Genomic DNA, 22,578 nt, shown 5'->3' with positions numbered 1-22,578 from the left:
GTTATTGTTATTTTCCGGGTACCGGATTCTTCACTTCGTTCAAAATGACATGACACACCAGATGCAACGTTTGATTCGATGTTTCTGTCGCGCTGGTTTTCGGGTTGTTAACAGGAGGGCGGAACCAATAATCAACGAAGGGGGTAACAACTCCTAAAAACGGAGATTTCATATGAAGATAGGCTTTGTAGGCCTCGGCAAGATGGGCTCCAATATGGTCGAGCATCTGCTTGAACTTGGTCACGAAGTAGTTGCATTCGATCTCTCGGCGGAAGCGGTCAAAGCGATTGCGGCCAAAGGGGCGACGGCGGCCAGTTCGTTGCAGCATCTGGTCGGTGAACTTGCCGCGCCGCGCGTCGTGTGGATGATGGTGCCTGCCGGTCGTCCGGTCGATGCGGTGATCGACGGTCTCACGCCGTTTCTCAGAGCGGGTGACATCGTTATCGACGGCGGCAACTCGCGCTACACCGACTCGGTCGCCCGAGCGGAAAAGCTTCGCAAGCAGGGCATCCGGATGCTCGACATCGGTACCAGCGGCGGGCTGGACGGCGCCCGGCACGGGGCGTGCATGATGGCCGGGGGCGACCGCGAGGCCTATGAGCACGTCGAGCCGGTGCTGCGCGACCTCTGCGTCGAGAACGGCTACGGCTATATGGGCGCGTCTGGCTCCGGGCACTTCGTGAAGATGGTGCACAACGGCATCGAATACGGCATGATGCAGGCGATCGGCGAAGGGTTCGAGCTGCTCCGGGCCAGCGGCTACGACCTCGATAACCAGAATGTGGCGCGGGTCTGGTCGAACGGTTCGGTCATCCGTGGCTGGCTCATGGATCTGGCGGGCAAGGCGTTCGCTCAGGGTAACGATCTCGGCTGGCTTGGCGGCAAGGTGGCCGATTCTGGCGAGGGGCGCTGGACGGTCGAGGCGGCCATCGAACTCGGCGTGGCGGTACCGATCATCTCTGGTTCGCTGTTCCGGCGCTTCCAGTCGCAGAACGAAGAACACTTTTCTGACAAGGTGGTTGCTGCGCTTCGCCACGAGTTCGGCGGGCACGCCTACGAGAAACCTGGCGAAGGGGAGGGCAAAGCATGAGCGGCACTCTCGACAACTTCACCATCGTCATCTTCGGCGCGAGCAGCGACCTGGCTTCGCGCAAGCTTTTTCCGTCGATTTTCCAGCTCGCGCGGTGGGGGCACATGCCTGAGAGCTTCCGGCTGATTGGCGTCGGGCGGCAGGAGCAAAGCCACGAGGAGTTCCGCGCGTTCGTCCGCAGTCGCCTGCTGGAGCACTCGCCCGAAGCCGCCGGTGACGCCGCGCGGCTCGACGCCTTCTGCCTCCGCCTCTTTTATGCCCGCGTCGATCTGGACGATCCGGCGAGCTACGAAGTGCTGCGCGACGAGATCATGCGCGAGGAAAAAGTGGGAGGGAGCACTTGCCGCAACCTGATGTTCTATCTGTCGATACCGCCGAGCCTTGCGCCTGCCGTGGTGCGCAATCTCGGCAAGGCCGGGCTGGGTGGACGTGAACAGTCGTGCACCGGGTGGCGCAAGCTCATCGCCGAAAAGCCCTACGGCCACGATCTCGAAAGCGCCCGCGAGCTGAACCGCGTTATCAACGAGGTGTTCGAGGAGAACCAGGTCTATCGCATCGACCACTACCTCGGCAAGGAGCCGGTGCAGAACATCATGGTGTTCCGCTTCTCGAACGGTATTTTCGAGCCGCTCTGGAACCGGCAGTATATCGCGCAGGTGCAGATCACCATCGCCGAGGATTTCGGCATCCGGGATCGCGGCGCGTACTACGAGGAGTCGGGACTTTTGCGTGACATCATCCAGAACCACGGCTTGCAGTTGCTCACGGCCATCGCGATGGAGCCGCCGGTCGATCTCAGCGCCGATTCGATCCGCGACGAGAAAGCGAAAGTTCTGCGTTCGGTGCGGCACTTCACTCCTGATTCGGTTCGGGAGTCGGTGGTGATCGGCCAATACGAGGGGTACCGCAACGAGAAAAATGTCGCGCCGGACTCGAAAGTCGAGACCTTCGCTGCCGTGAAGTTTCACGTGGATAACTGGCGTTGGTCGGGTGTGCCGTTCTACATGAAAGCGGGCAAGAATCTCGCCAAGCGCGTGACCGAAATCGTCATCACCTTCCGCTGCCCGCCGCAGAATTATTACGGCCCATCCGGCGGGGCGGCGTGCTGTACGCCGAACCAGGTGGTACTCGGCATCCAGCCCGACGAAACGGTTGCCATCCGCTTTGGCGCCAAGCGCCCCGGCGAGCAGATGATTACCGATCCGGTGTTCATGAAGTTCGACTACCGCGATACTTTTCAGGGCGAAGGTCTTACGCCGTACCACCGCCTCCTGCTCGATGCCATCGAGGGCAACCAGATGAACTTCATCCGCAAAGACAGCGTGGAGTACTCGTGGGAAATTATCGACAGCCTGAAAAATTCAATCGACGGCCAGGTTCCGGAGCAATATCCAGTTCATAGCTGGGGGCCGGAATCGTCGAGGATTTACGGGTGAGATTGGTGGAGGGGGTGAAAATTCTGTAGAGGCTGGTCTGCGTGTCCGCACTTTCTGTGTCGGGGATAGATGACAAGAGGCTCAGAGTAAAACATTACAAAGAAGAATCTTTTTGATCAACTTGGTATCCCAATCCTCGGTAACCTCTACGTGTTGCTACTGTAACTCGTTTATAGTAGCTGTCAAGGCCAGATTTCCATAGATTAATGGCGCTTTTCCTTAAGGCACCCTCCAACTCCTCATCTGAAAATGGGTTCTTCGCAGAATATCGTGGGTAAATGGTGAATATGGGTCAATCGACTGAGGCACGGCCAAAACGAATGCACTCTGCAAAGAGTGTCCGGTCAAAGGATAAATCACCTTAACGCTTTATCATATGATGACTTATAAATGCCTTTGACCGAACTGTTAAACTTGTTCATCAGGGATGGTCATGTGAGCATCCTTAATGCCACCCACGAAATTCTGCGAAGAACCATTTTTTTAATAAAAATGCGCTTCCGAATAGTGCAATCTGCTGAAAGATCTTTCTTTCCAGTCTTTCCTTTGGATCGTTATTTTGCTTATCCGATGGAGTGGCTTTCATAAGGGCTAAAATGTTTCATTTGAGTCAGTAATAGCCGATTTCCTGCTCATCAGTAAAGGGTTTTTTTCTGATTCAATGCATTCGTCATCAATCAAACAACCCCTTCCACAAACCACCACACATCTCCACTTCTCGGCTTCACCATTCCCGCAGGCAGCTCCGGCCTTTCTCCGTTGCTGATTGAGCGGGCAAGCTCGTGGCGCGATGGCGGGACGAGGAAGAGCACCGCTCTTGCTTCGTTGATGACCGGTAGCGTCAGCGTCAGTCTTATCCCCGGTGGTTTGCCGTTGGGGGCGTTGACGGCGATGACCCAGCGCTCTTTTTCTTCGAGCGCTCCTTTATCATCAGGCATCAGCGAGGCGGTGTGGCCGTCGTCGCCGAGGCCGAGGAGGATGAGGTCGAACGATGGTGGGGCGTTGTTACTGTTGCGTTTGTGGAACAATCCTTTCAACAGCATTTCGTAGCGCTGGGCGTCTGCTTCCGGGTCGCCCGATTCGGTCGGCATCCGGTGGATGTTCGACGGTTTGAGGCAGACGTTGCGGATGAGCGTCTGGCGGGCCATGCCGTAGTTGCTGTCGGGGTGGCTCGGCGGCAGGTAGCGCTCGTCGCCCTGGAAGAGCAGCGTGTGCGTCCAGGGCGGCACGATCACATCCGGATTGCGGGTGCAGCGGCGCGCCTCTTCAGGCAGTTTGTAGCCGAGTTCGAGGTAGCGCTCTTCGCGGATGCCTCTCGCAAGTTTCTGGTGTAGCGCTCGCGGGGTGTTGCCGCCCGACAGCACCAAGGTGAAGCGGCCACGCTCGGCGACCGCGCGGTAGGCCGTGTCGGTGATGAAGGCGACCGCTTTTTCGAGAAGCGCGTCGAGCGGTTCGCTGATCCAGTGCGTCATGGCGGTCATTTCCGGTTCAGGAGTTCGAGGGCGCGGGCGGCGATGTTTTCCGCCGTGAAGCCGAAGTGCTCCATCACCTGCGAGCTGGGGGCTGACATGCCGAAGCGGTCGATGCCGATCACGATTCCGCCGTCGCCCGCAATGTCGTGCCAGCCGAAGGTCGCGGCGGCTTCGACCACGGCTCGTGCCCGCACCGTCGGAGGCAGCACGGCGGCGCGATACTCCGCCGGTTGCTCGGCGAACAGCTCCCGCGACGGCATCGAGACCACCCGTGCCGCGAATCCCTCCTGTTCGATCAGCGTTTTTGCTTCGAGCGCGGGATGCACCTCCGATCCCGTCGCCACGATAATGATCCGGCGGTCGTCGTCGTCGTCCGTATCTGCCCATTCCGCGAGCACATAGCCGCCTTTTGTCACGCCGTTGCGGAGGCGTCCATCGGCGTCGTCGAGCACTGGCAAACCCTGGCGTGTGAGCACGAGCGCTGCCGGTTTGCGGCGTTTCAGCGCGAGCAGCCACGCCGCTGCCGTTTCATTCGCGTCCGCCGGGCGATAGACGTCGAAGCCCGGCATGGCGCGGAGCATGGCGAGCTGCTCGATGGGCTGGTGGGTTGGGCCGTCCTCGCCAAGGCCGATGCTGTCGTGCGTGAAGATGAAGATCGAGGGGGATTGCATCATTGCGGCGATGCGCAGCGCGGGTTTCATGTAATCGGCAAAGACGAGGAAGGTCGCGCCATAGGGGATCATCATTTTTGAGAGTGCCATGCCGTTGACAAGTGCGCCCATTGCGTGTTCCCGAACGCCGAAGTGGAAGGTCGAGCCGCCGTAGCTTCCAGCCTCGAAAGCGGCTCCGATGAGCGTGCCGTTCGACGGGGCGAGGTCAGCCGAGCCGCCCGCCAGCAGCGGCGCCTTTTCTGCGATTTTGGCAAGCACGCTTTTCGATGCCTGCCGCGTGGCGAGCTTTTCGCCAGTCGTGAATTTCGGCATTTCGGGCAGCCACGATTCAGGGAAGCGGCCCGCGAGCAGGTCGGTCAGCGCCGAGGCGAGGCCGGGTTCTTCCTGCCTGAACGACTGCCACTGCGTTTGCCATTCGGCTTCGAGCGCCGCGCCGCGTTCGGCTATCGCGTGAAAATGGTCGTACACACGATCCGACACGACGAACGATTCATTTTCATCAAACCCGAAAGCCTGCTTGACCAGCTTCGTTTCTTCCGGGCCAAGCGGCTCGCCGTGTGCTGACGCGGTGCCCTGCTTGTGCGGGCTACCGTAGCCGATGGTGGTGTTGACGATGATGAGCGACGGGCGGTCGTCGATCTCCTGTGCATTGCGCACTGCTTGCTCGATGGCCGCAAGGTCGTTGCCGTCGATGTGCGACAGGACGTGCCAGCCGTACGCCTCGTAGCGGCGGGCAACATCCTCCGTGAAGGCCAGACCGGTCGAGCCTTCGATGCTGATGTGGTTGCTGTCGTAGAGGCAGATGAGGCGCCCGAGCCTGAGGTGTCCGGCAAGCGACGAGGCTTCCGAACTGATGCCCTCCATGAGGTCACCGTCGCCGCAGATGACGTAGGTGAAGTGGTCGATGAGTGCCCGCTCTGCCGTGTTGAGTTTCGTGGCGAGGAAGCGTTCGGCGGCAGCCATTCCGACGGCAGTGGCAATGCCCTGGCCGAGCGGGCCAGTGGTCGTTTCGACGCCCGGCGTGTGACCGTATTCGGGGTGGCCAGGCGTGCGGCTGCCGAGCTGCCGGAACTGCTTCAGCTCATCCATGCCGAGGCCGTAGCCGCAGAGGTGCAACATGGAGTAGAGCAGCGCGGAGCCGTGGCCCGCCGAGAGCACGAAGCGGTCGCGATTCGGCCACTCCGGATTGGCGGGGTTAAACCGCATGATTTTGGTAAAGAGCGTGTACGCCATCGGAGCCGCACCAAGCGGCAGTCCAGGGTGGCCCGATTTGGCCTTTTCTACCATATCGACCGCCAGAAGCCTGATGGTGGCGACGGCCTCTTCATCGATGGAACGGGTGCGTGTCATAATCGGATTGTTTCTGAGATTGAGAGAAATCGGACGGACTCTGACAGTCAAAGTATCAACTGCCGATGGTTATCACAAAAATCGGAAACATTTGACATGCGCTCCGGTTTGGGCGGTAAAGGCAGGAAGCCTAATTTGATAACAGTGCGTCGCGTTTGGCTGCTGTATCTCTTTTCTTAATTGGATTTTTTCGCTCATGCCACTGTTTGACGGTTATGGTGTTCTTGCGGGGTCGCTGCTCCGGTATAGCTGCGATAACCGTCAGGATGAATCGCACTACTATCACTGTTCGCTTCTGGTGCGGGCGCGGGCTGCCGTCTATCGCTGTGTGGTGGATCTGGACAGCAAGCATCACCGCGACGGCATTCAGTGGAAGGTCGTCGATTTGCCACAGATGCAGTCGCAAGCACTGAAAGCGTGCGAGGACGGGTGGCACAGCCTTGCCATGGACGAAGCTTCGGGAGCTCTCGATTACTACCGGAGCGAATGGCTCGGCCCATCGAAGGAGTGTGTCCGCGCCGGGCGCGAAGCGTCGGCGGGCAAGTATTGCTGGAAGTATGGTAACGGGCACGATGCGTTTCGCGACCTCGAACCGCTGCTGCGGTGCGGGCGCAGAATCTTTGTCTTCGGCGAGCCGTTTCGCAACGGCAAGGGGGTACACAATATCCATCAGAACCAGGGCGACCCGCCTGGCAGCCGGTGGGCAGCGGAGAACGGCCCGTGGCAAGATGGTGCGGTAATGGTCGAGCGACCGGACGCATCAGTGGCGGCATTTCTCAGCAAGTTCAGCACCCAGCGGTTCTGCGTTGATGAAGTGTGCGCTTGAGCTTTCCCGGTGGCGGTGTTATCTTTTCCCGAACCTTGTTTTTCAACGATCAGAAAGGAGATTGATATGAACGGATATTCTGGTTTCCGGAGAGTGACGATCATGACGTTGGCGTTGCTGGGGAGCAGCCTTCCCGCTGCTTCGCTTCAGGCAGGTGAGACCGGTATTTCGGTTTCGGCATCGAGCACGGTGACTTACAATCCTGATACGGCTGAATTCACGACGACAGTTGAATCGACCGACAAGGATGCGGCCAAAGCCGCGGCAAAGGTCGCAACGCTCTGGAGTTCGCTCCAGCAAGCGTTGCGCAAGGTCGGGATTTCTTCTGCTGACGCCTCTTCGACAAGTTACACGGTGAGCCCCGAGTGGGAATGGAACAGTGCGAATGGTAAAAGGGAGTTCAAGGGATACAAGGCCCGGCATGTCGTCAGGGTTGTGGTGCGTGATCTCGGCAAGCTTGGCGGCGCGATCGACGCGGTGGTCGGCGCGGGATCTGGTACGGTCGATGGACTCAGCTACTCCTCCTCCAGATTCGAGAGCCTCCGCACACAGGCGCTGGAAAATGCCGTGAAGAGTGCAAAGCATGATGCCGAGGTGATGGCTCGCGCCGCTGGCGGGCGTCTTGGCCAGCCTCTGGAGCTTCAGTACGGTCAGCCGCAATCCGACTATCCTGTGATGCGCTTTGCGATGGCCGAAGGGTTCAAGGCGGCTCCGGCGCCTACCGACGTCGAGCCGGGCGAGCAGAAACTCACGGTGTCGGTCAGCTCCCGCTGGCAGTTCGTTTCGGGAAGCGGGAAGTAAGGCAAGAAGGGGAGGGGGCGGCGGAGATCCGCTCTTTCCATTCGATACAAAGCGCGGCAACGGTTTTCACCACCATGATGCGCGATGGCTATGAAAAAGGACATCCTTGAGCGCTACGACCGTCTGGATGACGGCCGCGTCGTCATCGACGTCTATGCGTCGAAGGTGGAGGAGCTGTACGAGGATTTCGACAAGCAGGCGCCGTTTCACCGCAAAGACCTCGACGAGGAACTCGCCGCTTACCTGTTTGACTGCGTGCGTGAAATAGGTCGGGTCGATTTCATCATCCGCATTACGCTCGATGCTGTTCCGTCCGCCGAGCTTCAGGAGCGTATCAGGACGAGTTTGAAAAAATTCTTTATCTACCAGCGCGGACTGGAGTCGGCCTCGATGCAGCAGCTGCTGAGGAAATCCCTGCTCTTTTTTCTTTCCGGCATGGCGCTGCTTTTTTTTTCGTTATGGTTTGGCGGGAGCATGATTCCGGAGGTGCGGCAGCTCGTTTACGAACGGGTGCTGGTCGAGGGCGTGACCATTGCGTCCTGGGTGTCGATCTGGGAGTCACTGAGCATTCTCATGTTCAACTGGTGGCCTGCAAGGCTGCGGATCAGGCTGAACTCCCGCATTGCTGATGCTGAAGTGCAGTTTCAGAGCCATCCGGGCATCCGGCGCTGAATGGCGCGCCGGACGGCTTTATGCGGGCTGACTTTTTTGTCGCAACGAAAAAAGCTTTATCTTTGCTGATTATTATAAAAAAGCCAGCGGACTTCTCATGCACGGCCACAGCGCAGAAGCATGATCTATTCCTTCCTTTCCTGTCTGTTTGTCGCCGGCTTTATGAAACGACTCAACGATCACTATGACGCGGGCTCATTTCCTGCGCTATGAGGAACATGTGTATGAAAAAAAGAGGAATCGCATTGACGCTGATGCTGTTCATGGCTTTGCCTGCGACCAGCCGCTCAGTTACCCTTGATGACCAGCCGATAGCCCGGCGAATGTCTTTGGCCATCAACTCCATCGAACAGAACAGCGACATTGATCCACAAGCCCTTCGACTTGCCCTGCAGGGCTATTTCAATCTGAAACGCCAGGGGCTTATCCGCCGTGAAGGCCTCATCACGCTCATCGATTTCGACAAACCTTCTGACTGTAAACGTCTTTTCATCATCGATATCAATAGCGGAACCGTCATTCAGACTGCGCTTGTTGCCCACGGCAGAGGGAGCGGTGATATCATGGCGACCAGTTTCTCTAATCAACCCGGTTCGAACAAGAGCAGTCTCGGATTCTATCTGACCGAAAATACCTACATCGGCAATAACGGTTACTCCCTTGTGCTGAAAGGTCTCGATCAGGGAATCAACGACAAAGCCGAACAGAGAGGCATCGTGATCCACGGTGCGGATTATGTTTCAGAAGAGTATATACGGCAAAAAGGTCGTCTTGGCCGCAGCCTGGGGTGCCCTGCATTGTCGATGGATCAGTGTCGGGAGGTGATCGATCTGATCAAGGACGGCACCTGCCTCTTCATTTATCACCAAGGGGAGGACTATGCTTCCCGTTCTGTTGTACTCAATCCCAAACTTGCGCTTGGCAGCGGGAAGAGTAAAAATCCTGCATAAGCTTAAAATTTATTGATGGTTCCTTTTGTATTGCTCTGGTTCGCGCTGATGCCGGTCATCAGCATGGTATTGCCGCTTCAGGCCTACGCCGCTGAAAACACTGCCTCTCGTGAACTTCCTGACCAGGCGGTCAAGACGTATCTGAAGAGTTATCTCGACCGTCTCGACCGTCTGGATGCCTCTTCCTCTTCTGGCCGCATTGAAATTGATGGTCAGTTGCAGCGGTTTTACAAAGCACTGGATTATCGTGTCGCATGGACCAATCGCAAGGCTATTGCCCGCCTTGTTGAGCTTGTCGGCGAGTGTGAAAGTGACGGGCTCAATCCCTCCGATTACCATTACGACCAGATCAAGGAATTTGCGGCAAATCCTCCCGGATCGCCGGCATTGAAAGCGAAGGCCGATCTTTTGATGACCGACGCCCTGTTTTCGCTGATGTCGCACCTGCGCTCGGGCAAGGTTATGCCCAGGGCGCTCGATTCGAACTGGAACCTCCCGGTCCCAAAGCCAGCCGCGAACTATGACCAGATGCTGATGACAGCGGTCATGGGGAGCAAGTTTCCCGAGATGATCTCGGTGTTGAGGAACCCGTCGCCCGAGTATGTGCTTCTGCGCAAAAATCTTTTACGCTACCGGAAGATCGCTGAAAACGGCGGATGGCAGCCGGTATACCAGGGGCCCAATATTGAAAAAGTCGGCCAGGTCGATAAGCGTATGCCGCTTATCCGCCAGCGTCTCATCCTGTCGGGTGACCTTGCGGCCGATAAGCTTGTCGCCCCGGCAGACAGTTCCCTATCCTCCGCTGCTCCTGTGCCTTCCGATCAGGTTTACACCCAGGAGCTGTTCGATGCCGTGCTGGCCTTTCAGCAAAGTCACGGACTGTCAGCTGACGGCATCATAGGCCTTGAAACTCTTAATGCCATGAACTATCCTGCCGAATTGCGGGCCGATCAGATTCGTGTGAATCTCGAACGGGAGCGCTGGTATGGCGGTATTCTGGGCGGCACGTATGTGATGGTGAACATCCCGGCATTTTCGCTCAAATATGTCAAGGATAACGAGGTTCGCTGGAAGTCGCGGGTTATCGTCGGAAAGCCCGATACACAGACACCGATTTTTGCCGCCCAAATACAATCTGTCACTTTCAATCCCCACTGGGTGATTCCTCCGGGTATTCTGTCGAAGGAGGCCATTCCGGCGATCAGGAAGGATATCGGCTACCTCGCAAAGCACCAGTTGACTGTTGTGGACAGCAATGGCAAACCGGTTGATCCGTCCCGGGTCAACTGGTACAGTGATGGTGGATTCCCGTACCGGCTGGTTCAGGCTTCGGGTGATGACGGCTCGCTGGGCAGAATCAAGTTCAACATGCCCAACCGTTTCATGGTCTACATGCACGACACGCCGACCAAGCCGTTGTTTGAACGCAGCATGCGGGCTTACAGCCACGGATGCGTCAGGGTTGACCGGCCTTACGAACTTGCCGAGCAGCTGATGCGTGATTCCAAAAATTGGAGCCTATCGAAGATCGAGGCCGCTATCAATACTGGTAAGACGCGCACGATACCTCTTACAGTCAAGGTCCCGGTCTATTTCTTTTACCAGACCGCTTTTGCCGATGGAAACAAAATTGGCTTCAGGAATGACATCTATGACAGAGACAAAAAGTTGCTCGATGCCCTTAACAGCAACCAATGGGGCCGTAGTGTAGAGGAGGCCACGCGATAGCCTGTTTGCCCGGAACCTCAAGCCATCGCCCCCATGCCATTTACCGTTACCATTGAAGTCTCGAAGCAGTTCGAGACTTCAACCTTGCCAGAGAAGGTTTTCGCTCTTCTTTCCGATGTGCCCCGCTCCGCTTCATATTTTCCCGATGTCGAAAAGCTTGAACCGCTTGGCAGCAATGCCTTCCGCTGGATCATGGAAAAAAATGCCATCGGTGGCCACACTCTCAAACAGACCATCTACGCTTGCACCTATCGTAGCGATCGCGTGACGATGAGCGTGGCCTGGGTGCCTGTCGAGGGCGAGGGCAATGCGCGGGTCGAAGGTAACTGGCAGATCGAATTCGCCTTCATCCAGAAGATCGATCGCTACATCTCGAACCTCAAGGAGACTTTCGCGAAGTAAATCCTTTTTATCGAACGAAACGGAGGGATGAATTGTGTCCGGATCGAAATCGATTTTTCTGCAGGATAGACTGTGACACACAAGCGCCCGCTTGCTTTACAGGCTCAGGAGCTTGTCAGGGTCGTTCTGGAATGAATTGAGGTCGTCGTAGTTTTTCGACCCAAGATTCATGTGCCCGTTATCCGCTGTCAGTTTACCCATGACGGTTTTCGAGCTGCTTGTTGCTGTATCGCTGAAATTTTCGAGAGTGATGAAGCGGTACTTCCCTCCCATTTTTACCAGAGCAGCCTGAATGCTGAGCGCCTCGAAACGCGGTTCCGGGAACGAGATCAGCACAAGGTCGTAACCGTTTTTATGAACGGGTGTGAAGGTTATACTAGTAGTATACTCCTTGCCGAGCGGCTCGTCGACGATGTCACGGAACGGTTTGGTGTTGCCGGTGTACAGGTCGTTGAAGAACCTCGGGCCATTTTCTGAAAACAGGATTTCCGGGGTCTGTAAGATGCAGTGTGTAAAGGGTCATCGTGTCCTCTCATGTAACAAGGAGCAAAACTATGACCAGAAAGAAAGACAAGCCCCCGGACATTCAGGGCGAGCTGATCGGGCAGCTCGGCTATCCCAAGCATCTGCCCATCGTGCTTAACACCGGCAACAGCCGCAACGGACACGGCATGAGCGTCCGCGACATGCAGGCCATGTTGTTGGAACTCTATCAGGTCGAAGTCTCCGAATCGCTCATCAGCAGCGGCGTGACCGACGCAGTGCTCGACAACGTGCGCGCCTGGCAGAGCCGCTCGCTCGAGGCGCAACGTGCTGAAAACCAAAGGCTCGTTTCCGACTGACGAATCGATTATCAAGCTTGATCTATCTTGCCATGCAGAATATTGCCAAAAAATGGACGATGCCGCTACGCAACCGGTGGGGGGCGGTCATCAATCAGTTTTCCATTACATTCGAGGGAAGGGTGCCCCTGGTGCCTCTATGAAAACGACTGTTGACATACTTGGCTGAACAGGCTCTATTTACTTGGTGTATCGCGTGTTGGACACACTAAGAAATCGCCTTCATCGATAGCTCTTCGAGGCAACTCATATTGACCTTCAGCTCATGCCAAGCTGGAGCATGGCACTCTCTGGTAAACGAAAACAGCCGCACGCTTTTTGATAAATCGTAAACGTGCGGCTGTTCTGTTTTTTCGGCAATCCCTTACGCTGGATCGTAGTTCAGCGAGGGCGCGAGCCACTTCTCGGCTTCTGCTACTTCCAGCCCTTTGCGGTTGGCGTAGTCTTCGACCTGATCCTTACCAATCTTGCCGAGTACGAAGTATTTCGAGGCCGGGTTGGCGAAGTAGAGGCCGCAGACTGAGGCTGCGGGGTTCATCGCGAAAGTTTCCGTCAGCGTGACGCCGGTGGCCGCTTCAGCGTTGAGCAGGTCGAAGATGATTGCCTTTTCGGTGTGATCCGGGCAGGCGGGGTAGCCGGGGGCGGGGCGGATGCCTCGGTACTTTTCGGCGATCAGCTCTTCGTTGCCGAGGATTTCGCCGGGCGCGTAGCCCCAGAGTTCGCGGCGCACCTTTTCGTGCAGCATCTCTGCGAACGCTTCGGCCAGTCGGTCGGCGAGCGCCTGTGTCATGATGCGGTGGTAGTCGTCGTTCTCTGCTGTGAACTCGTCGAGCAAATTCTGGATGCCGAGTCCGGCGGTTACGGTGAAGCAGCCGATCCAGTCGTTGACGCCGCTTTCGCGCGGGGCCACGAAGTCCGCCAGCGCGAGGTTCGCTTCGCCGTGCTTTTCGCCTTGCTGGCGCAGGGTGTGCAGCACGGTGCGGATTATCGAGCGCTCGTCATCCGCATAGACGAAGATGTCGTCGCCGATGCTGTTGGCCGGGAAGATGCCCGCCACGCCTTTGATGCCGAGCAGCTTTTCGCTGTCGATCCGGTCGAGCAGAGCGGTGGCGTCGTTGAAGAGTTTGGTTGCCTCCTCGCCGACCTTTTCATCCTCCAGAATCTGCGGATAGACGCCGTGCAGCTCCCAGCTCCAGAAGAAGGGTGCCCAGTCGATATACGGGCGGAGCGCGCCGACGGTGACATCCTCCAGCACGGTGACGCCAGTCTGGGCGGGCTTGTCGATGGTTTCGGCCTCCCAGTCAATGGTGAGGCGGTTGTCGCGGGCGGCGTCGAGCGAGACGTACTTTTTTGCCGCCATGCGCTCGGCGTGGCTCTTGCGCATCGCCTCCTGCTCATCCTTCAGCGCCGCGATATAGCTGTCGCGCTGGGCGGGGTTGCAGAGGTTGCTGACCACCGGCACGCTGCGCGAGGCGTCGAGCACGTGTACTACCGCGCCGCTGGGGTAGCAGGGCGCGAGTTTCACCGCCGTGTGCACCTTCGAGGTGGTCGCGCCGCCGATGATGAGCGGAATGTTCATGCCGAGCCGCTCCATCTCTTTGGCCACGTGCGCCATCTCTTCGAGCGACGGGGTGATGAGGCCGGAGAGGCCGAGCACGTCGGGCTTGTGTTCTGCCAGCGCTTCGAGAATCTTGTCGCATGGCATCATGACGCCGATGTCGATCACGTCGAAGTTGTTGCAGGCAAGCACCACCGACACGATGTTCTTGCCGATGTCGTGCACGTCGCCCTTCACCGTGGCGAGCAGCACCTTGGCTTTGGCGCTCGTGTCGCAGTTTTTCGACTTCTCCTCCTCGATATAGGGAATCAGCGCAGCTACCGAGCGCTTCATGACGCGGGCGCTTTTGACCACCTGTGGCAGGAACATCTTGCCTTCGGCGAAGAGGTCGCCGACGTGGTTCATGCCGTTCATGAGCGGCCCCTCGATCACCTCCAGCGGACTCGGGTAGAGCTGGCGGGCCTCTTCGGTGTCCTCGTCGATGTAGTCAACGATGCCCTTGACGAGCGCGTGTTTCAGCCGCTCCTCGACCGGGGCGTTGCGCCATTCGGCGTTCTTGGCCTCGGCCTTTTCGCCGCCGTCGCGGATCGTTTCAGCGAACGCCACGAGCCGCTCGGTGGCGTCGTCGCGGCGGTTCAGCAGCACGTCCTCGACATAGACAAGAAGCTCCGGGTCGATCTCTTCGTAGATGCCAAGCTGGGCGGCGTTGACGATGCCCATGTCGAGACCGGCGTGGATGGCGTGGTAGAGGAACGCGGTGTGCATCGCCTCGCGCACCGGCTCGTTGCCGCGGAAGGAGAACGAAACGTTGCTGATGCCGCCGGAGACCTTCGCGTGCGGCAGGTTCTGCTTGATCCAGCGCACGCTTTCGATGAAGTCGAGCGCGTAGTTGTTGTGCTCGTCGATGCCGGTGGCCACGGTCAGCACGTTCGGGTCAAAGATGATGTCCTCCGGCGGGAAGCCCACCTCTTCGGTGAGAATTTTGTAGGCGCGGCTGCAAATCTCGATGCGGCGGTGCAGGCTGTCGGCCTGGCCCTGCTCGTCGAAGGCCATGACCACCGCCGCCGCGCCGTATTGCATGATCTTGCGAGCGCGCTCCTTGAACAGCTCCTCGCCCTCCTTGAGGCTGATCGAGTTGACGATGCTCTTGCCCTGGGTGCAGCGCAGGCCGTTTTCGATGACCGACCATTTCGACGAGTCGATCATCACCGGCACCTTGGCGATCTCAGGCTCGGAGGCGATGAGGTTCAGGAATTCGACGATCACCTTTTCGGAGTCGAGCATTCCTTCGTCGAGGTTCACGTCGATCACCTGCGCGCCGTTCTCGACCTGCTGGCGGGCAATGGAGAGCGCTTCGTCGTAATTGGCCTCCTTGATGAGGCGGGCGAACTTGCGCGAACCGGTGACGTTGGTGCGCTCGCCGACGTTGATGAAGCCGGTGGTTTCGTCAACCACGAGCGGTTCGAGGCCGGAGAGCCTCAGCACGTGCTTGTTGGCGGGGCGCTTTCTCGGCGGGAGAGTCTTGACCGCTTCGGCAATGGCGCGGATGTGCGTCGGCGTGGTGCCGCAGCAGCCGCCGACGATGTTCACGAAGCCTGATTCGGCGAAGCCCGCGATCTGCGCGGCCATGTACTCGGGGGAGTCGTCGTACTCGCCGAACTCATTCGGCAGGCCCGCGTTGGGATAGACGCTGACGTAGCTTTCGGCGATGTTCGAGAGCGCCTCGATGAAGGGGCGCATCTGCTTGGAGCCGAGTGCGCAGTTCAGGCCGACCGAGAGCAGACTCGGCATGTGCGAAATCGAAATCCAGAACGCCTCGGTGGTTTGGCCGGAGAGGGTGCGGCCGCTCGCGTCCACCACCGTGCCGGAGACCATCACGGGCACCTGCCAGCCGGTTTTCACCGCGTACTCCTCGATAGCGTAGAGCGCCGCCTTGCAGTTCAGTGTGTCGAACACCGTCTCGACGAGCAAGAGATCGACACCGCCCTCGTGCAAGCCTTCGAGCTGGGCAGTGTAGTTATCGACCATCTCCTGGAAGGTGACGGCGCGGAAGCCGGGGTTGTTCACGTCCGGCGAGAGCGAGAGCGTCTTGTTGGTCGGTCCGATGGAACCGGCCACGAAACGCGGCTTGTCGGGAGTCTTTGCGGTGAACTCGTCCGCTGCCGAGCGGGCTATCTTTGCCGCCGCCACGTTCAGCTCGCGGGTCAAGTCCTGCAACTGGTAGTCCGACTGCGAGATCGGGTTGGCGTTGAAGGTGCAGGTCTCGATGATGTCCGCACCCGCGTCGAGGAAGTCGCAGTGGATCGAACGGATGATGTCGGGCCGGGTGATGACAAGAAGGTCGTTGTTGCCCTTCAGCGGATGGTCATGCGAAGCGAAACGCTCGCCCCGGTAGTCCTGTTCGTCGAGGCCATGCCTCTGGATCATGGTGCCCATGGCCCCGTCGAGCACAAGAATCCGTTGCTCGATCAGGCTGTACAGATTGTCGTTCATGCAGCGGCGGTTGGAAATTGGAAAAAATGATCTACAAGGTAAGCAAAAAAGCGCTCAAATCCCCCCATCCGCCGGAAGGGTAACCGGGTCACGAAACGACCCGGTCGATGCGCTCCGAAAGCCACGAAGCAAGGAAATCGAGCGACGCCTGGTTGATCTGGTGCGCCATCGGATATTCGCGGTAGGTGAGGTCGGCGATTCTGTCGCGGAGCCACGCATTGGCCTGACGGCCCCGGTCGATGGGCAGCACGTCGTCGAACAGCCCGTGCTGCACGAGGAACGGCACATCACCGAGAGCTTCGGGTAAGGCCCCAGCCTCGGGACGCGCATCGGGAAGCTGCCCGCTGAGGGCGACCACGCCATGCAGCAACTCCGGATTTCGGAACGCAGTCAGGTAGCTCATCACCGACCCCTGGCTGAAGCCCATGAGGAAGGTTTTTTCGCCGGTTGGCTGGAGCTTTTCGATGAGATGTTCGAGAAACGTCACCAGTTTTTCGGCCACCTGCCGCGCCGCCTCGCGATCCACTGTAATGCCGCCCGGCGTGAACTCGATCGGGAACCAGCCGTACATCTCCGGAGCGAGCACGAGCGGCGCGCGCACGCTCACGACGCGAAGCCGGGGGTCGAGCGTGGGGGCCAGCATGATGAGGTCCCGTTCATTGCTCCCGTAGCCGTGAAGCATCACGAGCAGCGGACTCTTTTTATCGGGATTGCGGTTGTAATCGAGCCAGGTAAAAGCGTCGTTATTGCGTGTGAACATAGGGAATGGGTTGGTGTTGTGAATCCGGTACATGATTAACCTGTAGGGGCAGACCTGCTTCTCTGCCCTGATATAGTAGTGGTTTGTTGATAACCTGTCGAAAAGGTCTCTGGAAAAAGAAATTGGGCTGAAGCCCTGATTTTTTGGTTGTCCTTTAACCCCGGACTAAAGTCCGGGGCAATTGTTTAAGCGTTTGAATCACTTGAAGAGAGTGATAGACTCTATCATATTCAGTCGGGATTTATCCCGACGGACATTCATCACGCTTACATTCAATATTGTACCGGCTTTTAAGCTGGGTTATTTAGCACAAAAAATAATGGGGTTTTAGCCCAAGATCTTCTGAGGCGGCGCTTCAGGATTCACCTTGGCGATAATCCCGCCGCCGAGCACTTCGTCGCCGTCGTAGAAGACCACCGCCTGCCCGCAGGCAACGCCCTGCTTCGGCTCGCGGAAGCTCACCCATGCCCGGTTATCGTCCATTGGCTCGATCATGCAGGCGCTCTGCCGGTCGCGGTAGCGGATTCGCGCTTCGGCTTCGAAAGACTTGTCTGGCGTGGCGATGCCGATCCAGTTCATGCCGGAGGCGATGAGGCTGCGGCATTCGAGATCAGCTTTACTGCCAACATGAATGCGGTTGTGTTCGGCGTCGATCTCCGTCACATACACCGGCTCGCCGGTCGAGACGCCGAGGCCGCGGCGCTGGCCGATGGTGTAGAACGGATAGCCGCGGTGATGGCCGATCACCTTACCCGCCTGATCGACAATCTCCCCGCCTGCCACCCGCGCTTCGAGGCCGGGAATCGCGTTCGCCAGATACGCGCAATAATCGTCGTGCGGCACGAAGCAGATCTCCTGACTCTCCTTTTTTTCCGCCGCATGCACGCCGAACGACCGGGCTAGCTCTCGCACCTCAGCTTTCGTATAACCGCCAAGCGGAAACAGCGTTTTGGCAAGCTCCGCCTGAGTCAGCATCCAGAGAAAATAGCTTTGATCCTTCTCCGGATCGACGCCCTTGAGAAGGCGCGTCACGGCGTCACGCAGTTCCGTGCGGGCGTAGTGGCCGGTCGCCACCAGATCGGCTCTGAGCAGCCGCATCGCCTCGAACAGCCCGAACCACTTGATCGCCTTGTTGCACACCATGCAAGGATTCGGCGTCCGTCCGGCGAGATAGTCATCATGAAAGTAACCGACGACGTCGCGGGCGAACTTCGCGCTCAGGTTCAGCGTGAACACGGGAAAATCGAACTCCTCCGAGTCACTGATCCGCATTGCCGACGGCGCCAGCGTGGGAGTATCCTCCGGCGTATCGAGCACGCGGATGTTCAGCCCGGTCACGTGGTAGCCTTGCTTGATGAGCAGGCAAGCCGCTACCGCTGAATCGACGCCGCCCGAAAGGCCGATAATGACGTGTTGTGGTGAGCTCATACGCTGTCGTTTTGGGGATAACTTACAGCTTTTTCGGGATTATGCGCGGAACTGCAAATTCCGCAAACAGATGATCCAATGTCTGTCTGGGCTGAGGCTCTTTTAGAAGCTCATGGCCTTCATTTGGCCACTTGCTGTCATTCTTCCGAAGTGTCAACCTGATTTACGGGGGTAGGAGGCAGCTCACCAGCTCACAGCAGCACGCCTTTGAGCACCAGCGAGGCGACTGTGAAGTAGATGACGATGCCGGTGACGTCTACCAGCGTAGCGACGAACGGGGCCGACGAGGTGGCCGGATCGAAGCCGAGGCGTTTGAGCAGCAGGGGCAGCATCGATCCGGTCAGGGTGCCCCAGAGCACGATACCCACCAGTGAGCAGCCGACGGTAATCCCAATGAGTACCCAGACCTTTGTCAGATGCCCGAGAATGGTGGCCCAAAGCACGACCCTGATGATGCCAATCGTGCCGAGGATGCTGCCAAGCATAAGTCCTGAAAGAATTTCTCGCCGCATGACTTTCCACCAGTCGTGTATACTGATCTCGCCGAGCGAGAGCGAGCGGATGATGAGCGTGGCGGCTTGCGAACCGGAGTTGCCGCCGCTCGATATCACGAGCGGAATGAAGGTGGCCAGCACGATTGCCTTGGCCAGTTCACCCTCGAAATAGGACATGGCCGAGGCCGTCAGCATTTCACTGAGAAACAGAATCACCAGCCATCCGGCCCGTTTTTTTATCAGTTCCAGTAGCGGCACGTCGATGTACGGCTCTTCGAGGGCCTCGATACCGCCGAACTTCTGGATGTTTTCAGTTTCCTCCTCTTCGGCCACGTCGAGCATGTCGTCAACCGTGACGATGCCGATTAGGTAGCCGTTGGAATCGACGACCGGCAAGGCGACCCGGTCGTAGCGCTTGAAGGTCTCGAGCGCGTCTTTCTGATCCTGCGTGGCCGTGAGGGTGATGAGCTTGTCCTCGTCGATGATCTCCTCGACCTTTTTGTCAAGCGCCGAAAGCAAGAGGTCGCGGGCGAGCATTTCGCCGACGAGTTTGCCGTGCTCGTCCACTACGTAGATGACGTTCAGCGTTTCGCTTTCGTGGCCGTAGGTGCGGATGTATTCAAGCACCTTGCCGATTTCCCAGTCCTTTTTGACGCTCAGGAAGTCCGGCGACATGAGGCGCCCGACGCTATCCTCGGCGTAGGCGAGCAGCGTCTTGGCGATCTTGAACTCTTTGAATGAAAGCAGCTTGATCAGCTCCTGCGCCACCGGGCCGGGCAGCTCTTCGAGCAGCGCCGTGCGGTCGTCAGCCGACATGCTGTTGAGGATGTGGGTGACATCCTTTTGCGTCAGGGCGTTGAGCAGGTTTTGCTGGGCATCGAAGTCGAGGTACTCGAAGGTTTCGGTAGCCACGTCTTTGGGAAGCAGCCGGAAGAGAATTGCCTGCTCGTTTTCAGGCAGATCGGAAATCAGTTCGGCCAGGTCAACCGGGAGCCAGTCGTCGAAGAGGCGTTGCAGGGCGCTGAAGTTTCTCTGTTCGATCAGCTCACGAATTTCTGGAAGGATAGGAGTGCCGATCATGGCTGGCTTGAGGTTGACTTGATGGATGTTCCCTCGTGTAACCGTATGAGCCTAAAAAAGGAAAATTTAACTACTTTCCAACCCTTTTTTCCTCTTTTTTGGCGGCGGGCCGGGTTGTGTTTTCGAAATATACGGCGAACCGGCGATGAACTTTCTCCACAGGAGATCAGTACTGCGCGAAATGCCGATGCGCGGGCTTGTGCCGATCAGCTCCGGCGGTATGTCCGGAGCCTCTTCGAGCCAGCAGATGTCGCCGAGCAGGCTCTCGCCATAATGCGCCGGGCCGAGGCCGAGCGCCTGGGTGAGCTTGCCGGGGCCGCTCATCAGGGCGCGCTCATCAGTCGTTCCGCGCCGTTCCTGCATCCATTCGATGCCTTCGATTGGTTCCATAGCCCGGAGCAGGACTGCGCCAGCTATGCCCTTCTGTTCCGAGACGATGTTCGCCAGATAGTGGCAGCCGTAGGAGAAGTAGATGTACAGGTGGCCGGGTGGGCCGAACATCACATGATTGCGCTCTGTCATGCCGCGCCATGCGTGGCAGGCCTCGTCGCCATCGCCGAGGTAGGCTTCGGTTTCGACGATCCGTCCTTTGGTCACCCGGCCCGATACTTCGTGATGGACGAAAATCTTGCCGAGTAGCCGCTCGGCAAGCAAGATTGTTGGCATCTGGTAAAAATCGGCGCCAAGCCTTTTCATGGGTCGATATTCCTGTTTGCAAAAGTTTATGCAAGTATTATACTAATACAACGTGTCGCTGAAGAAGATTAACCGCTTGAATATTTTTCATTTCGCTGGCTACGGGGTACATGGGCAGAGTAATTGCGATTGCAAACCAGAAAGGCGGGGTCGGTAAAACAACCACCTCGGTGAATATTGCGGCTTCCATTGCGATATCCGAATTCAAAACGCTCTTGATCGACATCGATCCCCAGGCCAACGCTACCTCAGGTTTTGGTCTCGAAACCGGGGATGAGATCGAAAACACCTTCTACAATGTGATGGTGAACGGCGGGGAGATTCGCGATGCGATCAAGCCTTCCGGTCTCGAATACCTCGATGTTCTGCCCTCGAATGTCAACCTTGTTGGCATGGAGGTGGAGCTGGTCAATATGCGCGAGCGGGAGTACGTTATGCAGAAGGCCCTGAAGCAGGTGCGCGACCAGTACGATTACATCATTATTGACTGTCCGCCCTCGCTTGGTCTCATCACGCTCAATTCGCTCACCGCTGCCGATTCGGTGCTCATTCCGGTGCAGGCCGAGTATTACGCGCTTGAAGGTTTGGGCAAGCTGCTGAACACCATCAGCATCGTGCGGAAGCATTTGAATCCGAAGCTCGAAATCGAGGGGGTTCTGGTGACCATGTTCGATGCCCGGCTCAGGCTTGCGACACAGGTCGCCGAAGAGGTTAAGAAGTTTTTCAAGGAGAAGGTTTACAAGACCTACATTCGCAGGAATGTCAGGCTTTCAGAGGCTCCGAGTCATGGTATGCCGGCGCTTCTGTACGACGCCCAGAGCATCGGCTCGAAGGACTACCTCGATCTTGCGCAGGAGATTTTCGAGCGTGACGGCAACATCAGGAAATTCAAGGTTCGGCAGCAGTAGGTGGCCGTTTATTAATTGTGAGGATATGTCTAAAAAAGCACTGGGCAGGGGTCTGAAAGCACTGATTTCCGAAGAGGGCTTTGCAGTCGCCGAAAAAGCTGAAGAGACTGAAAAGATGCAGGATGGCGTCATCGGCAGCCTGCCAGTTGAAAAAATCAAGGTTAATCCTTTCCAGCCTCGCCAGGCCTTCGAGGAGACGGCGCTCAACGAGTTGCGCAATTCGATCATCGAAAACGGCGTAATCCAGCCGGTAACGGTCTGCCGCGATGGAGAGGGGTACCTGCTCATCAGCGGTGAACGCCGGCTGCGCGCGGTCAAGTCTGCCGGATTCAAGTTTATTCCCGCCTACGTCATCGAAGCGCACGAGGACGCCAGCAAGCTCGAACTCGCCCTCATCGAGAACATCCAGCGGGAAGACCTCAACGCCATCGAGGTCGCGCTTGCGCTCCGGAGCTTGGTGACCAAATGCAACCTCACGCAGGACGAGGTGGCCCAGAAGGTTGGCAAGAACCGCTCCACGGTTGCCAATTTCCTGCGTCTCCTGAAGCTTCCGCGCCAGATTCAGGACAGCATCCGCACTCGCGAAATCTCCTCCGGTCACGCCCGTGCGCTCATCAATCTGCCGAGCGAGCACCTTCAGCTCAAGGTGTGGCGTCAGATCATGGCACGGCAGCTTTCGGTGCGCCAGACCGAGGCGTTGGTCAACAACATGTTCAAGGACAAACCGAAAACGGCGAGTCCGGCTCCAGCACCTCGGGCGGTGCAGATCGACCAGATCGAGGCCCGCCTCAGGGAGCGGCTTGCCACCAAGGTCAGCCTTGTCGAAAAGAAGGGGGGACAGGGCGAGATTCACATCAAATATTTTTCAGGCGAAGATCTCGACCGGATACTCGAACTGATCGGTCAGTGAGTGCCTGGAGC

General features: G+C 57.8%; 19 protein-coding genes. 11 read left to right on the top strand and 8 right to left on the bottom strand.

The window, feature by feature from the left end; all coding sequences use genetic code 11:
• The first annotated feature begins 172 nt into the window (after nucleotides 1-172).
• Together gnd and zwf are read left to right on the top strand one after the other, a co-directional pair.
• Nucleotides 173-1,090: a phosphogluconate dehydrogenase (NAD(+)-dependent, decarboxylating) gene (gene gnd, locus AYT24_RS08465; RefSeq protein ID WP_010933532.1), complete on the top strand. Its 918-nt coding sequence runs from the start codon at nucleotides 173-175 to the stop codon at nucleotides 1,088-1,090.
• Complete coding sequence (gene zwf / locus AYT24_RS08460; protein WP_010933531.1) at nucleotides 1,087-2,526, top strand: glucose-6-phosphate dehydrogenase; 1,440 nt, start codon at nucleotides 1,087-1,089, stop codon at nucleotides 2,524-2,526. The genes gnd and zwf overlap by 4 nt, the downstream gene beginning before the upstream one ends.
• Before the next feature lie 677 nt (nucleotides 2,527-3,203).
• Here the strand turns inward: zwf and pgl are convergent.
• Together pgl and tkt are read right to left on the bottom strand one after the other, a co-directional pair.
• A complete protein-coding gene (pgl, locus tag AYT24_RS08455) occupies nucleotides 3,204-4,007 on the bottom strand; it encodes a 6-phosphogluconolactonase (RefSeq protein WP_010933529.1) in 804 nt (267 codons plus the stop codon).
• Nucleotides 4,004-6,019 carry a transketolase gene (tkt, locus tag AYT24_RS08450; protein WP_164927108.1) on the bottom strand — a complete coding sequence of 672 codons (2,016 nt, stop codon included), beginning with the start codon at nucleotides 6,017-6,019 and terminating at the stop codon, nucleotides 4,004-4,006. Before tkt ends, pgl begins: the two co-directional genes overlap by 4 nt.
• Nucleotides 6,020-6,215: 196 nt before the next feature.
• Here tkt and AYT24_RS08445 point away from each other — a divergent pair, with 196 nt between their 5' ends.
• The 6 genes from AYT24_RS08445 (at nucleotide 6,216) to AYT24_RS08420 (ending at nucleotide 11,398) form a co-directional block, all read left to right on the top strand.
• Nucleotides 6,216-6,845, top strand: coding sequence for a DUF2278 family protein (locus tag AYT24_RS08445; protein ID WP_164927107.1), 630 nt, complete (start codon nucleotides 6,216-6,218; stop codon nucleotides 6,843-6,845).
• Nucleotides 6,846-6,911: 66 nt separating this feature from the next.
• Nucleotides 6,912-7,646, top strand: coding sequence for an SIMPL domain-containing protein (locus AYT24_RS08440; RefSeq protein ID WP_164927106.1), 735 nt, complete (start codon nucleotides 6,912-6,914; stop codon nucleotides 7,644-7,646).
• Nucleotides 7,647-7,736: 90 nt separating this feature from the next.
• A complete protein-coding gene (locus AYT24_RS08435) occupies nucleotides 7,737-8,318 on the top strand; it encodes a hypothetical protein (protein ID WP_164927105.1) in 582 nt (193 codons plus the stop codon).
• A gap of 224 nt (nucleotides 8,319-8,542) precedes the next feature.
• Nucleotides 8,543-9,268 carry a murein L,D-transpeptidase catalytic domain family protein gene (locus AYT24_RS08430; protein ID WP_164927104.1) on the top strand — a complete coding sequence of 242 codons (726 nt, stop codon included), beginning with the start codon at nucleotides 8,543-8,545 and terminating at the stop codon, nucleotides 9,266-9,268.
• Between the two features lie 30 nt (nucleotides 9,269-9,298).
• On the top strand, nucleotides 9,299-10,996 hold the full coding sequence (locus AYT24_RS08425; RefSeq protein ID WP_226986802.1) for a L,D-transpeptidase family protein: 1,698 nt from the start codon (nucleotides 9,299-9,301) through the stop codon (nucleotides 10,994-10,996).
• 33 nt (nucleotides 10,997-11,029) lie between these two features.
• Entirely contained in the window at nucleotides 11,030-11,398 is a 369-nt protein-coding gene (locus AYT24_RS08420; RefSeq protein ID WP_010933519.1) for a hypothetical protein, read from the top strand.
• A gap of 96 nt (nucleotides 11,399-11,494) precedes the next feature.
• Here AYT24_RS08420 and AYT24_RS08415 read toward each other — a convergent pair whose 3' ends face one another.
• Nucleotides 11,495-11,734 carry a hypothetical protein gene (locus tag AYT24_RS08415; protein WP_010933518.1) on the bottom strand — a complete coding sequence of 80 codons (240 nt, stop codon included), beginning with the start codon at nucleotides 11,732-11,734 and terminating at the stop codon, nucleotides 11,495-11,497.
• Between the two features lie 218 nt (nucleotides 11,735-11,952).
• On the opposite strand from AYT24_RS08415, the gene AYT24_RS10770 reads away from it, so the two are divergent.
• Nucleotides 11,953-12,240, top strand: coding sequence for a transposase (locus tag AYT24_RS10770; protein WP_164927103.1), 288 nt, complete (start codon nucleotides 11,953-11,955; stop codon nucleotides 12,238-12,240).
• 364 nt (nucleotides 12,241-12,604) lie between these two features.
• Here AYT24_RS10770 and metH read toward each other — a convergent pair whose 3' ends face one another.
• From metH to AYT24_RS08385, 5 genes are all read right to left on the bottom strand, one after another.
• A complete protein-coding gene (metH, locus tag AYT24_RS08405; protein ID WP_010933516.1) occupies nucleotides 12,605-16,291 on the bottom strand; it encodes a methionine synthase in 3,687 nt (1,228 codons plus the stop codon).
• Nucleotides 16,292-16,379: 88 nt separating this feature from the next.
• On the bottom strand, nucleotides 16,380-17,051 hold the full coding sequence (locus AYT24_RS08400; protein ID WP_164927102.1) for an alpha/beta hydrolase: 672 nt from the start codon (nucleotides 17,049-17,051) through the stop codon (nucleotides 16,380-16,382).
• Between the two features lie 327 nt (nucleotides 17,052-17,378).
• A complete protein-coding gene (mnmA, locus tag AYT24_RS08395; protein WP_010933514.1) occupies nucleotides 17,379-18,479 on the bottom strand; it encodes a tRNA 2-thiouridine(34) synthase MnmA in 1,101 nt (366 codons plus the stop codon).
• Between the two features lie 191 nt (nucleotides 18,480-18,670).
• Complete coding sequence (gene mgtE / locus AYT24_RS08390; protein ID WP_010933513.1) at nucleotides 18,671-20,053, bottom strand: magnesium transporter; 1,383 nt, start codon at nucleotides 20,051-20,053, stop codon at nucleotides 18,671-18,673.
• A 66-nt stretch (nucleotides 20,054-20,119) separates the two neighbouring features.
• Complete coding sequence (locus AYT24_RS08385) at nucleotides 20,120-20,749, bottom strand: DNA-3-methyladenine glycosylase (protein ID WP_010933512.1); 630 nt, start codon at nucleotides 20,747-20,749, stop codon at nucleotides 20,120-20,122.
• Nucleotides 20,750-20,859: 110 nt separating this feature from the next.
• Between AYT24_RS08385 and AYT24_RS08380 the strand changes: the two genes are divergently transcribed.
• Both AYT24_RS08380 and AYT24_RS08375 read left to right on the top strand, forming a co-directional pair.
• On the top strand, nucleotides 20,860-21,657 hold the full coding sequence (locus tag AYT24_RS08380) for a ParA family protein (protein WP_010933511.1): 798 nt from the start codon (nucleotides 20,860-20,862) through the stop codon (nucleotides 21,655-21,657).
• Nucleotides 21,658-21,682: 25 nt separating this feature from the next.
• A complete protein-coding gene (locus AYT24_RS08375) occupies nucleotides 21,683-22,567 on the top strand; it encodes a ParB/RepB/Spo0J family partition protein (RefSeq protein WP_010933510.1) in 885 nt (294 codons plus the stop codon).
• The last annotated feature ends 11 nt before the right edge of the window (nucleotides 22,568-22,578 follow it).

This window comes from Chlorobaculum tepidum TLS (assembly GCF_000006985.1).
In the GTDB taxonomy this organism is placed as follows: Bacteria; Bacteroidota; Chlorobiia; order Chlorobiales; family Chlorobiaceae; genus Chlorobaculum; species Chlorobaculum tepidum.
The sequence above is the reverse complement of the archived record's forward strand: the minus strand, read 5'-3'. Positions and strand labels throughout refer to the sequence as shown.